General features: G+C 62.1%; 10 protein-coding genes. 4 read left to right on the forward strand and 6 right to left on the reverse strand.

Annotation, left to right across the window (positions count from 1 at the left end; genetic code table 11):
* Window positions 1-419 precede the first annotated feature (419 nt).
* Window positions 420-950 carry a hypothetical protein gene (locus tag GM676_RS28580; RefSeq protein ID WP_155467781.1) on the forward strand — a complete coding sequence of 177 codons (531 nt, stop codon included), beginning with the start codon at window positions 420-422 and terminating at the stop codon, window positions 948-950.
* 401 nt (window positions 951-1,351) lie between these two features.
* Window positions 1,352-2,278 carry a T6SS immunity protein Tli4 family protein gene (locus GM676_RS28585; RefSeq protein ID WP_155467783.1) on the forward strand — a complete coding sequence of 309 codons (927 nt, stop codon included), beginning with the start codon at window positions 1,352-1,354 and terminating at the stop codon, window positions 2,276-2,278.
* Window positions 2,279-2,316: 38 nt separating this feature from the next.
* Here the strand turns inward: GM676_RS28585 and GM676_RS28590 are convergent, their stop codons facing one another.
* From GM676_RS28590 to GM676_RS28615, 6 genes are all read right to left on the reverse strand, one after another.
* Window positions 2,317-2,817 carry a hypothetical protein gene (locus GM676_RS28590; protein WP_155467785.1) on the reverse strand — a complete coding sequence of 167 codons (501 nt, stop codon included), beginning with the start codon at window positions 2,815-2,817 and terminating at the stop codon, window positions 2,317-2,319.
* On the reverse strand, window positions 2,814-5,222 hold the full coding sequence (locus GM676_RS28595; RefSeq protein WP_155467787.1) for a TIGR02594 family protein: 2,409 nt from the start codon (window positions 5,220-5,222) through the stop codon (window positions 2,814-2,816). The genes GM676_RS28590 and GM676_RS28595 overlap by 4 nt, the downstream gene beginning before the upstream one ends.
* Window positions 5,219-5,749: a hypothetical protein gene (locus GM676_RS28600; protein ID WP_155467789.1), complete on the reverse strand. Its 531-nt coding sequence runs from the start codon at window positions 5,747-5,749 to the stop codon at window positions 5,219-5,221. The genes GM676_RS28595 and GM676_RS28600 overlap by 4 nt, the downstream gene beginning before the upstream one ends.
* Window positions 5,750-5,751: 2 nt before the next feature.
* Window positions 5,752-8,673 (reverse strand): type VI secretion system Vgr family protein, encoded by a 2,922-nt coding sequence (locus tag GM676_RS28605; RefSeq protein ID WP_229262908.1) that lies wholly within the window; start codon window positions 8,671-8,673, stop codon window positions 5,752-5,754.
* 165 nt (window positions 8,674-8,838) lie between these two features.
* Entirely contained in the window at window positions 8,839-10,140 is a 1,302-nt protein-coding gene (locus tag GM676_RS28610) for a dicarboxylate/amino acid:cation symporter (RefSeq protein ID WP_371866402.1), read from the reverse strand.
* Window positions 10,141-10,358: 218 nt separating this feature from the next.
* A complete protein-coding gene (locus tag GM676_RS28615; RefSeq protein ID WP_155467795.1) occupies window positions 10,359-11,153 on the reverse strand; it encodes a 3-hydroxybutyrate dehydrogenase in 795 nt (264 codons plus the stop codon).
* 122 nt (window positions 11,154-11,275) lie between these two features.
* Between GM676_RS28615 and GM676_RS28620 the strand changes: the two genes are divergently transcribed.
* Entirely contained in the window at window positions 11,276-12,154 is an 879-nt protein-coding gene (locus tag GM676_RS28620; RefSeq protein ID WP_155467797.1) for an alpha/beta fold hydrolase, read from the forward strand.
* Window positions 12,155-12,161: 7 nt separating this feature from the next.
* On the forward strand, window positions 12,162-12,512 hold the full coding sequence (locus GM676_RS28625; protein WP_155467799.1) for a RidA family protein: 351 nt from the start codon (window positions 12,162-12,164) through the stop codon (window positions 12,510-12,512).
* Window positions 12,513-12,516: the final 4 nt, after the last annotated feature.

A 12,516-nucleotide genomic window follows, 5' to 3' on the forward strand; every position in this document is an offset into this window, starting at 1 on the left:
TCGCTGCCGGCCTCCTGGACCATGCGCACGGCGCGCTCCATCACTTCGGGGGAATATCGGACTGATTTTTTCATGGTGGCTCCATTTTCTCAAATGTTGGAGCCTCCTTCAAACCCGGGGCGATTCATTGTGTTTTCCTCTGGTTGAGTTGAGTCTTCGCAAACCCAAATTTACCTTAAGAATCACAATGGCCGCCCTCAAGCTGCCTTCCTAAACGCCGATTCCGGCGAAGTCTTCATACACCACGTCGTGGGACACAATCTCTCAAAGAAAAAGGCGATACCAGCGAATCGAAAACGATAGCCGCAAATAGCCAGCAATTCCAGGCTGAGCGAGCCGCTTTGGATAGGCAGATTGCAGGATTGGACGACGCTAATGACGCAGCTGAGCGCGCGTTGTCGCAGGCCGAGGCAAGGCGTATGGCCTACTTGCAGGGGAATTATGGCAACCCCGATTTACCTGATCTGGCCAGCTATGACAGAACGATTGCGGAAGCAAAAAAGCGCCAGAATGCGACGCGGGATACGCTGCTGCGTGCTAAAGCCAAGCGTGATTCCTTGCCAGACATGACACAATTCGCCTCGCTCGTGGCAATGTATGACCAGCAGTTGTTGAGTGACGCGAAGGCAATTCGTGCACGCTATGCGTCAAATATAAATACGCGACAGAATCTACGTCCGCACTACAAGATATTGATGGATGCGTATGAGAACGAGTACCTGCACAATCGCGGCTTGGAAGACGAGAAAATCATCGCTTTCTTTGGTAACCTGGTCCACGATTCCTTGGCTGGTTTCGCCAAGGATGCCACGCTACCGTCCGATCCGCGTGTGGTTTACCTGGGCGGAGATGAGAAGTATAAGTACGCAATGATCGACCGCCGGCCTGGAGCAGGCGCGGTTCAGTACGCCAGCAATGAGAATAAAAAACAAGGGGCTGTTGCATCATGAATCGGCTAGCGGAGTGACGTGTTTATGAGGTTCAGGCCGAGAGTCCCGCGCAAATGATGGCCGTTCATGCTGGCGGCGTGGATGTTGGGTTGCGGGCAAGACGCCACTGCGCAGGAAAATCCCGGACGGATTTCGCTTGCGCTTGAAGGTTACAACCACACGAACAGGTATATCGACTCTTTCAGCGTCAACGGCTGGCGCCAGCCAGTGGAACGCCGATCGACTGGAACGAGTTCAGCAAAAATGTCCTTCGAGCGAAAGATTTTCACACCAAAATCTCGGGACGTCCTACAAGGACCCCACCGCTCAACGTGTAACCCACTATGCAATAACGAAGATAGCCGCATTGGCACAACTATGAAACTGTTTGTCAGCATATTTTTCAGTTTGCTCGCCGTCGGATGCGACGCGAGAAAAATGATCATATCACTCACCTCAAAACGAACTCAGTCATGAAAACACAATGTATCGGGCATAGTCTGGTCGATTTACCGGATGGATACAGCTTGAAGTCCGGCGCTTCGGCGGCGTTCACTCCCTTGCAGGATGTGGTGGAAAGTGCCCGGATCGACGTACGTGTCAAACCAGCGCAAAGCAAGAGCGCCTTCGTTGCAGCGGTCAAGGCGCGTCAGGCGGAATTGGCCGATGCCGGTCACGGCGATACGGACAAGCTGACGCTCACACGGGAGATGCCCGATGGTGCCGTGCTCTATCGCGTCAATGAGATAGCGGATGCCCATCAGAGCGAGATACATTGGCTGTTGCGCGATCAGTATTTGACCGCAACAATTCACTCGTATAAAAATCAAGCTCCTCAGGCGGAGGAGTTGCTGTTTGCGCTCATGAAGAATATCGCGCTCCAGCAGGCGCCGAACGACATGGCCGAATCCTTTTGCTTTAGCGGGTTGAGCGTGAGCGGGAAGTATCGTGCCGAGTCCGCGACCTTGCGGTTTAGGAATATAGCGTCGCCCGATGTCGCATTTTCAATCGATGTCAATACCTTCCGCCCCGACGACGCGGAATCGCTCTTGCAGCGTGTGGGGGGCAGCGGTTCCTTGTTGCGGAAGTTCCAGGCAGGGGAGTCGGTGTTACGCAAGGGAGAGTTAACTGTGGCGGGCATGCAGGCGCAAGAATGGGGCGCATCCATCAAGCTGGGCGAGGAGGAAGAGAAGCAGTTGGACTTTACGCTGGAAACTATGCGGCCTGTGCCTTCGCCGGCGGCGCCAAAAATTCATTTTGAGATGACGGTAAAGGGCGATAGCGCAAAAGACGAATCCCAGGCGCTGGCCCTGTGGGACCGCGTCACCCGAACGATACGACCACGGTGAGAAGGATCGGCAATATCTATCTCAGCTCGCCGGCCGCGCTAGCGGTTGAGTTCGGCGGATTTGGCGAGCTCGAAATCATTGCCGCCATAGAAGATGGAGTCAATCTGCCAGCCGGCTTTCTTATCGTAGACGAAGTTGTAGTCCTCGATGCGAGTCGGGCCGACGAAGGCGCATTTGGCGGTATCGAATTTGGTTTGCGGAATGTATTCCTTGCCGCCTGATTTTTTCATCGCGGTCAGCAGGCTGATTTCGGTGTCGGCCGGGCCGCGCTGGAATAGTTCGGCATAGTTTTTGATGAACACCGGGCGCGTGATTTTCAGCGGCTGGGTGCCATCCATCGGCGGCAGCAGTTGCAGCGGGAATTTGTGGTAACGCGCGGCCTGCTCGGGCTGGCCCGCCAGCGTGGCGGTGCGGAACGATTGCCAGGTCGATTGCAGCAGCGCCGGATCGGGCGCGCTGCACGGCTCGGCGCCGGCCGGCGAGTTCAGGCATCCCGCCAGGCTCGCGGCGCACAGCGCCAACATCAGGGACTGCTTCATTTACGTTTTTCCTTTTCGGTGGGCCAGCGGTACGATACCAGATGCAGGGCCGGATTGTCGGCCGCATCCACCGTCCAGCCGGCGTCTTCCTTGATCATGCGCGAGTAATTGCCGCTCAGGAGACGCACCGCCTTCACCTTTTTGAATTTCTTTTTCTTTTTCTTGGTGACGGTGCCGTCCTTGGCTTTGACTTCCACTTCCTCCTCGCCATCGGCCATGGTTTTCTCGCCCATGCCGACGTAAAAGCCGACGTGGTATTGCACCGGGTTGGCCGAGCGCGTCACCACGGTGATGGCGCCGTAGCGCGGCTCGCTGATTTCCTCACCCCAGTTTTTCCACGACTCGGCCAGGGCGTCGTCGGTGCCGATGTAGCCGGCTTGCTCCATGCACCAGTTGGTGAAGGAGGAGCACCAGGCGGTGGCGTCGTTGCGCGCGGCGTCGCGGTCCAGGGTGGTGGTTTGCAGGTATTTGACGATGTCCGGGTTGTTGAAGTCCTGCTCGATCTTGAGCATGGCGGCGTCGGCATCGGCATAGGCTTTTTGCTGGGTGCCGATGTCGGCTTGCAGCGCGGCGATTTTGGCGGCGTCTTGCGTTTTCTTCTTTTGCTCCAGGCGCAGTTGCGATTGGGCGGTTTTTTCGGCTTTTTTTGCCGCCTCGCGCGCGGCGTGCTGTTCTTTCCACTTGGCGTCGTTGCGGTGGTTGGCGGTGTTTTCCGTGACTTTCTCGGCGCCTTCCTTACCTTGTTCCTTGATGGCGAACGGCATCCATGGCGCATCGCCGTTGGCGGCCACGGGCTTGACGGCCGGCGTGGCGGCGGTCTGGACTTTTTCCTCGACCTTGAGTTTTTTGGTGTCCTTGTTCGGCAGGCTGCTGCCGACGACTTGCTGGCGCGCGGGGCCGGGTGCGGTGACGGCGGCGGCGTTCAATGGCGCTTCCGGCAGTTTGGGACGGGTGTAGAACTGCTTGATGTAAGCGAACGAAGTGGTGTAGACCGCGTCCCACCCGAGGTCTTTTTTTACCGCGGCGACGATGTCTTCAAAGGTGATTTCGCGGCTGGGTGAAGGTTTGGCCGCGGCCTTGTCTTTGGCGGCTTGGGCGGCCGCATCGAAGACGTTGGCTGGCGCGGCGGCCTGGGCCGGCAGGCGCGACGTCTTTGCCGCGGCGCCGGTGGCTGGCTTGGGTGTTGCTGCCGGCGGCGCGGCCGGGGCGGGAGCGGGGGCCGGGCCTGCCGCGTCGGTCACGTCGGTCGCGGCTGCGCCACCGGTGTTTTCAGGTGTGGGCTTCCAGCCGTTGTCCGGCGCCGGGATCGCCACCGCGACTTCTTCGCCGTCGTGCGTTTTGAGCGCGTGTTGGTTGCCATCTTCCGGCATGCCTTCCTTGCTGACGGCGTCGTTGTAAGCCTCATAGTCGATGCGCGGAATCAGCAGCATGATCGCTTGCTGCGATTCGGTGGTGATTTCGGGCAGCTTGCCTTCAGCGTCGGTGGTGATTTCCTCGGCGTGCAGTTCCCATTCGATGTGCTTGTCTTCTTGGGCGGGCGGCGCCGGGTCCTCACTGGTCTGCGCCGCAGGCACGACAGACTCTGCCGGATCGGCCGATGGCGATGCGGCGGGGAGCGCGGACGCCTCAGGCGTTGCCGGTGGCGCTGTGGTTGCCGGCGCCGGCAAGGGCGTGGGCGTTGGTGCTGGCGGCGGTTCAGCCGGGCTGGCGGTCGGTGCTGGCGGGCCGCTTGGCTTGGGCGTCTTGGTAATGGCGATGGCTTTGCGGCCCTTCATCGGCTTGCCCATGACGTCGTTCAGCTGCACCACCAGTCCGTGCGAGGCGTTGAGGATCGCTTCGATGCGCTCGGCATCATCGACCACGGTCTTGGAGTCCGGATAGCGCTTGTTCTGCTCCAGCTCGGAAAATTCCTTGTTGTGCCAGACCTCTTTCTTGTGTTTGCCGTTGCCGACCGGGACCATCTCGCGGTTGCGGGTCGAGAATTCGCCATAGTGATAGCGGTAGTAGATCAGCGGCTCAAACTTGCCCGCAGCCGAGCCGTAATCCTTGATGGTCTGGGCCTTCAGATCGCGGAAGTAGCCCAGCCCGGCCTTGATGCTGGAACGCGCATCGAAGCGGTTGCTGTCGTTCACGCCATAGGTGGCCGCCGTCTTGTCGATCACCTGCGCGATGCCGGACGCCGTGCCTTTCGGATTGGCCGCATCCGGGTTGAACGACGATTCGCGCTTGGCGATGGCGATGTAGTACGCCAGATCGCGATTGTTGAAGCCCATTTTGCGGGCTTCCTCAATGATGATGTCGATGACTTTCTGCTGCACCTCGGGCGGCACTTCGAAGCCTTGGCGGCCGGTGCCGGACAGCGGTTTGCTTTTGTCGATCGGCTCGTTGAAATGGGTGTCGGTCATTGCGGTTGTGGATCTTCAAGCACGGTGTTGTTGATCGGGTAGCGCGGCGCCAGATGCCAGGATGGTTCGCGCAGGCGAATCTCGCGCTGCTCGCTGGCCGGTGTCGATTGCCATTTGCCGCCATACCGCTTCCAGCGGCCGTCGAGGCCCACCAGGGCCTGGATTTCGCAGGTGTCGCAATTGCCGCCAGTGTCCAGGCTCACCAGCAGATAGCGTTGCTTGCCGGTCTCCACGCAGCGCAGCGCGGTGGCGATATGGAAGTCATCGCCGACCGGCTCGTGCTCCAGCAGGTCGCGTTTGACGGTCTTCTTGCCCGGCTGCGTGATGACCAGCTCCTGCTCGGTGCAGCCGTTGTTGACCTGCACCGCGGCGTTGGCGCGCTGCGACACCTCGCAATAGGAGCGCACGGTGACCTTGGCCTCGCCGCACTGAGTCTCGTTCTTAAACCAGAACATTTCCGGCTCGGCCGCCAGCGCGGTGGCACAGCAGGACCAGAACAGCGCCGAGGACAATATCTTTTTATGCATGCTTAGGAAAACCATTGATTCACTTCATCTTCATCGATTTTCTCGCGATGGAATTTCTCGTTGCCGTCCAGCGAGATCGCGAGTTGTTCTTGTTTGGCGGTGTTGACCGGCGTGGTGTGGCCTTCGGCATCGGTTTTGCCAAAGAAGACCTTGCCGTCGGCGCGCTGTTTCTTGTACAGGCGCCCAGCGATGGCGGCACCGCCGATGGCTTCCTGTACCTTGAAGCGGCCGGCGTACAGTTTTTCATTCGGCAGTTCGGGCAGGGCGGGCGTGCTTTGCGCCGGGCCGGTCAGCTCTTTCATGCTGGCCTTGAACGTCATGGTGCCGGGGCCGTGCACTTCGATGTTGCCGCCGGCCAGCTTGATCCACGCGCCTTGCGCGGTCAACATCACGTGCTCCCTGGCGGCCACGCGTACCTCTTTGGTCACGCTGGCCACGGTGATGGTGCGGTCGGCGGTGAGGCTGGTGGCGTCGTTCTGGCTTTGGCTGCTGAACTTGCCACTGGCGGCGTGCAGGCGGATGCCGGTTTCCTGATTGGGCTTCTCCGCGGCGGTGGCTTTGCCGTAGGTGAACAGGCTGACGCCGTCGCGCACCGCGTGCAGGCTGTTGGCCTGCGTCAGCAGGTTGATGTCCTGCCCGGCCACCAGGCTGCTGCTGGCGCCCGCCGCCAGCACGGCGCTGGACGGCGTGGCGGCCGCGATTCCGGACGGCGTCGACAATTGCAGCATGGCCGTGGCGAAGGCGCTGGCCTGGCCGCCGCCACCGCTGTCGCCGGCCAGACCGCCAGCGGTGGCTTCCAGCGCCTGCGCGCTGGCGGCCATGTGGGCGATGGCGGGCAGCTTGTCCGGCGCCGGCTCGGCCTGGCCGCCAGTCTTGAGCATGGCATTCTGCTTTTGCGCGGTCTCGGCCAGCGTGGTCTGTAGTTGCTGCGATTGCTGAACTTGCGACTGCGCCTCGCGCGCATCCATCTGCGCGCCGGCAGCGCCGTTGCGCGCATCGGCCGATAACAGCATGCCGCGGCCGGCGCGCAGCGCGGCGCTGTGTTCGGACTTGAGCTCGGCGCCAAAGCCGGCCGGCTGCAAGCGCTGGTTGTCAGTCTGGTGGCGCAGGTTGCCGAGGTTGAGTTCGTCCGTGCCCCGATGCGGCGAGGCGTGACGCTGCAAGCCCAGGCGCGGCTGGCCCGGCGTATCGTCGAACACCAGTTGGCTGTAGGCCCCGGCGCCGCCCTGGCTGGCCGGCAGCGTCTGGCTCTTGAGGCCGGACAGCGTGGCCGGATGGGCGTGACCGCCGGACTCGCCGGGGAACCATGCCGGCGCGTTGCCGGTGCTGGCGCCGCCGCCTTGCGCCACTTGATTGTGCTGGGCGTCGGCCTGGCCCTGGCCGTTGTACAGCGCGCCAATCACCACTGGACGGTCGATATTGCCGTCGATGAAATCGACCAGCACTTCCTGGCCCACGCGCGGGACGGCGTTGCTGCCCCAGTTGGCGCCGGCTTGCGGCGCCAGCGGCGTGGCGACGCGTACCCAGGCGCCGACGCTGTCATCGGCCGGCGCGCCGCTGTGGCTGGCGGGCGCGGGGTGGTTGACGCGGCTGTGGCCGGCATCACCGCGCTGCCAGTGGAACTGCACCTTGATGCGGTGGTCGCGGTCGGTATGCACGGCGGCGCCGGATGGGCCGACCACCACGGCGGTCTGCTGGCCCTGAATCGTCGGGCGCGGATGCAGCAGGCGGCCGTGGCCGTCGGTGCCGCTGGCGCGGTAGGGCACGCTGCTGCGGATGGCGTCGATGCGGTTGCGGTACAGCGGCCGTTCGCCGGCCCGTTTGCCGACCGCGTGCAGACTGCCGGCCTGCTCGGCGGCGATGGCCGCTTCCAGCGCGCTTTCACCAAGGCGCTGCATCAGGCCGGCGTGCAGATCGGCGCTGAGGTTGTTGTGCATCAGGTGAACCACACGCGTGACGAGGAACTCCTCGTCGCCCAACGCGTGCTCGCTGAGATGGAAGGTGGTGCCCGCCGACAGCGTACGCACCGTGCCGGCACCGGTGTAGACCTCGCGCGCGGCTTCCAGCGCTTGCAGCTGCTGGTCGGCGATACGCTGGCCTTGGGTGCGCGATGCGTAGGCGTAGGCGCCCGGCGCGTCGCGACTGGTCAGCAGCAGGTCGGCCGGAGCGTCCGGCGAGGCGGCGCTGACCGGGCGCTGGTCCAGCGTGCGGTAATCCCAGCTGCGCAGTTCCACCGCATTGGTTTGCAGCTTGAGTTCGCTGCGCCAGCGGTCCATGCTGTCCTCGCGCATGACGGCGCCGGGCTGGGTGAAGCGCACTTGCGCCTGCGCGTTGGATTTGAAGCTGCTGTTGTCGTCGGCGATCACCAGCTCGTGGCCGTCCTGGCTGTGCACGAAGTAATGGAACAGGCCTTCCTCGTGCATCAGGCGCTCTGCGAAGGCCAGATCGCTTTCCTGGTATTGCGTGGTCAGGCTGCGCACCGGGTAGCGGCCGCGGTCCTGCACGTCGAAGCGCCAGGCCGGCGCCAGCTTTCCCTGGCCTTGCCACGCGCCGAATACGGCGTCGAGGATGTCGAAGACGTTCTGGTCCTGGAAGATGCGGCTGTCGCGGTTGTGGCCGAGGAAGGCGGTCCAAGGTTCCAGCGTCAGCGTGTAGCGCGCCAGGCCGCCGTTGGCGCCATTGGCCTCGGCGCCGGTGACGTGGCCATGGAAGGGGCGCGTATCGGCCAGCGTGGTGTGCAGTTCCAGCAGCACCGGCTGGCCCAGCAGGGCGCGCAGCGACAGGCTGGCGTCCGGCGACAGGGCGGTGATGCGGAAGCGGAAGCCGCCGCTTAGTGCCTCTTCGCCGCGCACGCATTCGGGCAGTAAAACATCGGCGCCCAGCGGCGTGGTCAGGCGCAGCAGCCGGGTCTCCTGGCTGAACATGGAAAGCAAGTCGCGAAGCATGGTTGTTAAGTTAATATGTTTGCATTCCGCATTACACCTGATTCGTCCAAGCTCAGCAAGAGTGATTCGATTGAAATCTTGCGTCCATGAAAAACGCCCCGCGCGGCGTGGGCCGGGCGGGGCGTTGAGGTCTGGCAATGCCTGTTAGTGGCTAGGAACGACTTCCATGGGTTCCGGATCGGTGATGGTGGAACCTGGGCTGGCCAGTTCGGCTTTCATCTTGTCCATATCCAGTTCTTTTTCCCAGCGCGAGACCACCATGGCGGCCACGCCGTTGCCGATGAAGTTGGTCAGCGCGCGGCACTCGGACATGAAGCGGTCGATGCCCAGGATCAGCGCCATGCCGGCCACTGGAATATCCGGCACCACGTGCAGGGTGGCGGCCAGGGTGATGAAGCCGGCGCCGGTGATGCCCGATGCGCCTTTCGAGGTCAGCATCGCCACGCCGAGGATGGTCAGTTCCTGCATCAGGGTCAGCTCGGTGTTGGTGGCTTGCGCAACGAACAGGGCGGCCATGGTCATGTAAATGTTGGTGCCGTCCAGGTTGAACGAGTAGCCGGTCGGGACCACCAGGCCCACCACCGATTTCGAGCAGCCCAGGCGCTCCAGTTTGTTCATCAGCGAAGGCAGCGCCGATTCCGACGAGCTGGTGCCCAGCACGATCAGCAGTTCTTCCTTGATGTAGGAGATGAAGCGGCCGATCGAGAAGCCGGTCAGGCGCGCCACGGTGCCCAGCACCACAACGACGAAGATGATGCAGGTGGCGTAGAAGCAGCCCATCAGGGTGGCCAGCGGCAGCAGCGATTTGATGCCGTATTTACCGATAGTGAAAGCCATGGCGCCAAACGCGCCGATCGGAGCGACTTTCATCACGATGTTCACCACGCCGAAGATGGCGTGCGAGGCATCGTCAATCAGCTTGACCAGCGGCTTGCCGCGCTCGCCCAGCAGGGACATCGAGAAACCGAACAGGATGGCGATCAGCAGCACTTGCAGGATGTCGCCCTTGGCGAAGGCATCAACCACGGTGTTCGGGATGATGTTCAGCAAGAAGTCGGTGGTGGTTTGCGCGTGCGCCTTGGTGGTGTACTGCTCGATGGACTTGGCGTCCAGCGTGGCGGCGCTGGCGTTGAAGCCGGCGCCCGGTTTCACCAGGTTGGCCACGAACAGGCCGATCACCAGCGCGAAGGTGGAAATGACTTCAAAGTACAGCAGCGCCTTGCCGCCGACGCGGCCGATCTTCTTGACGTCCTGCATGCCGGCGATGCCGGATACCACGGTGCAGAAGATCACTGGCGCGATGATCATCTTGATCAGCTTGATGAAGCCGTCGCCCAGCGGTTTCATGGCGACGCCGCTGTCCGGATAGAACACGCCTAGCATCACGCCGCAGAAGATGGCGAAGAGTACCTGTACGTACAGGATTTTATAGAATGGTTTTTTCACGGGGTCTCCTCGTGTGTGTGAGGAGTGCATCATCGCGCAAGCGGAGAGATATCACTATTGTGGAAAGCCGCAAATCACGGCCGGTGATATCTCTCTTTGGTAAGGGATTCTACTTAGGGGATTGCTTCAAAGCGGTTGCGGCGAGGCGCAGCGCCGAAGGCAGTGCGCCTGCACGGCGAGGTGCTGCAACGAAGCTGCGGCCGCTTTTAAGCGATCCCTTATTGTGCCACCCAGCCGCCGTCCATATTCCATGCCACGCCGCGCACCTGCTTGGCCGCGTCCGAGCACAGGAACACCGCCAGCGCGCCCAGCTCTTCCGGTGTGACGAACTCGCCCGAGGGCTGCTTGTCGGCCAGCAGCGCCTTCTTGGCTTGCTCGTTGCTGATGCCATCCTTGGCGGCGCGGTCGTCGACCTGCTTCTGCACCAGCGGCGTCAACACGAAGCCGGGGCAGATGGCGTTGACGGTGATGCCGGTGGTGGCCGTCTCCAGCGCATTGGCCTTGGTCAGGCCGAGCAGGCCGTGCTTGGCCGCCACGTAGGCCGACTTGCCGGCCGAGGCCACCAGACCGTGGGTCGAAGCCAGGTTGATGATGCGGCCCCAGTTATTCTTGCGCATGCGCGGCAGCACCAGGCGCGAGGTATGGAACGCCGAGGTCAGGTTGATGGCGATAATCGCATCCCATTTCTCGACCGGGAATTCGTCGACGTTGGCCACGTACTGGATGCCGGCGTTATTCACCAGCACATCGACGCCGCCGAACTTGTCGCCGGCGAAGTTGATCATGGCCTCGATCTCGGCCGGCTTGGTCATGTCGGCGTTGTGGTACGCCACCTGCACGCCGAATTCCTTGGCCAGATCGGCTTGCAGCTGTTCGATTTGCTGGCTGTCGCCAAAGCCGTTCAGCAGCACGTTGGCGCCTTCCGCCGCCAGCGAGCGGGCGATGCCCAGGCCGATGCCGGAAGTCGATCCGGTAACCAACGCGGTTTTACCGCTCAAAGTCTTGTTTGCCATACTGATCCTCTACAGGGTTGGTGATTGAAGGCGCGCTGCGCTACACTTCGGTAGGAAGTTGTCACAACGCGGTAAAATGGTCATTCTGAACATCATTACATAAAAACCATTGAGGTAGCCGCATGCTCGAAGCAAAAATAAAGTCTGTTCAATGCCTGTCGCTGGCTGGCCTGCATCGCATGTCCTACAAGGAGTGGGGCGATGCAAGCAATCCCAACGTGCTGGTTTGCGTGCACGGCGTCACCCGCGTCGGCGACGACTTCGACAACATGGCCCGCGCGCTGGCCGGCGACTACCGCGTGATCTGTCCGGACATCGTCGGCCGCGGCCGCTCCGACTGGTTGAAGAATCCGCAGCTGTACCGCATACCGCAGTATGTCAGTGATATCGTAACCTTGCTGGCACGCGTGCTGCCAGACGCCGAAAGTCAGAAGGTCGACTGGTTCGGCACCTCGATGGGCGGCTTGATCGGCATGGGGCTGGCCTCGCTGCCGGGCAATCCGATCCGCAAGCTGGTCCTGAACGACATCGGCCCGGTGCTGGCGCCGATGGCCATGCAGCGCATCGGCGACTACATCGGCCAGGACCTGCGCTTCGACAGCTTTGAGGCCGGCGCCAAGTTCATCCGCGACGTCTCGCTGTCCTTCGGCGAGCATACCGAGGCCGAGTGGCACAAGCTGGCCAGCGACGTGCTGCGCCAGGACAAGGACGGCAAATGGGTGCGCCACTACGACATGGGCCTGGCGCAGCCATTCCGTTCGGCCACGCCGGAATCGGCCGATGCCGACCAGGCCATGCTGTGGGCCGCGTATGACGCCATCCGCTGCCCGACGCTGCTGGTGCGCGGCGCCGACTCCGACCTGCTGTCGCCGGAAACGGCGCGGGAAATGACCCGGCGCGGGCCCAACGCCACGCTGGTGGAAATCCCCCATGTGGGCCACGCGCCGACCTTTATTCACGACGATCAAATCGCCATAGCAAAGCAATTCCTGTTAGGTTAAGAAGAGTATGGAAATCACACGACTGCACGTAGGCAAGCGCCTGTCCGAAATCGCGATCCACAACAACACCGTCTATCTGGCCGGTCAGATCCCGGACGACTACGCGCTCGACATCAAGGGCCAGACCCGCGAAGTGCTGGCGCATATCGACCGCCTGCTGGCGGAAGCGGGCAGCGACAAGACCTGCATCCTGAGCTGCACCATCTACCTCAAGGACATGGCCGACTTCCCCGGCATGAACGAGGAGTGGGACGCGTGGGTGCCGCAGGGCCACACGCCGCCGCGCGCCACCGTGGAAGCCAGGCTGTTCGATCCGAAAGTGCTGGTCGAAATCGTCGTCATCGCCGCGCAGCGCTAGGAGT

This window comes from Duganella radicis (assembly GCF_009720825.1).
Taxonomy (GTDB): Bacteria; Pseudomonadota; Gammaproteobacteria; order Burkholderiales; family Burkholderiaceae_D; genus Rugamonas; species Rugamonas radicis.

Coding starts and splice junctions, on each gene's coding strand:
- GM676_RS28605 (WP_229262908.1), bottom strand. CDS start 8,673: ATGTTCAGCCAGGAGACCCGGCTGCTGCGCCTGACCACGCCGCTGGGC.
- GM676_RS28585 (WP_155467783.1), top strand. CDS start 1,352: ATGCGACGCGAGAAAAATGATCATATCACTCACCTCAAAACGAACTCA.
- GM676_RS28590 (WP_155467785.1), bottom strand. CDS start 2,817: ATGAAGCAGTCCCTGATGTTGGCGCTGTGCGCCGCGAGCCTGGCGGGA.
- GM676_RS28615 (WP_155467795.1), bottom strand. CDS start 11,153: ATGGCAAACAAGACTTTGAGCGGTAAAACCGCGTTGGTTACCGGATCG.
- GM676_RS28580 (WP_155467781.1), top strand. CDS start 420: ATGGCCTACTTGCAGGGGAATTATGGCAACCCCGATTTACCTGATCTG.
- GM676_RS28600 (WP_155467789.1), bottom strand. CDS start 5,749: ATGCATAAAAAGATATTGTCCTCGGCGCTGTTCTGGTCCTGCTGTGCC.
- GM676_RS28595 (WP_155467787.1), bottom strand. CDS start 5,222: ATGACCGACACCCATTTCAACGAGCCGATCGACAAAAGCAAACCGCTG.
- GM676_RS28625 (WP_155467799.1), top strand. CDS start 12,162: ATGGAAATCACACGACTGCACGTAGGCAAGCGCCTGTCCGAAATCGCG.
- GM676_RS28620 (WP_155467797.1), top strand. CDS start 11,276: ATGCTCGAAGCAAAAATAAAGTCTGTTCAATGCCTGTCGCTGGCTGGC.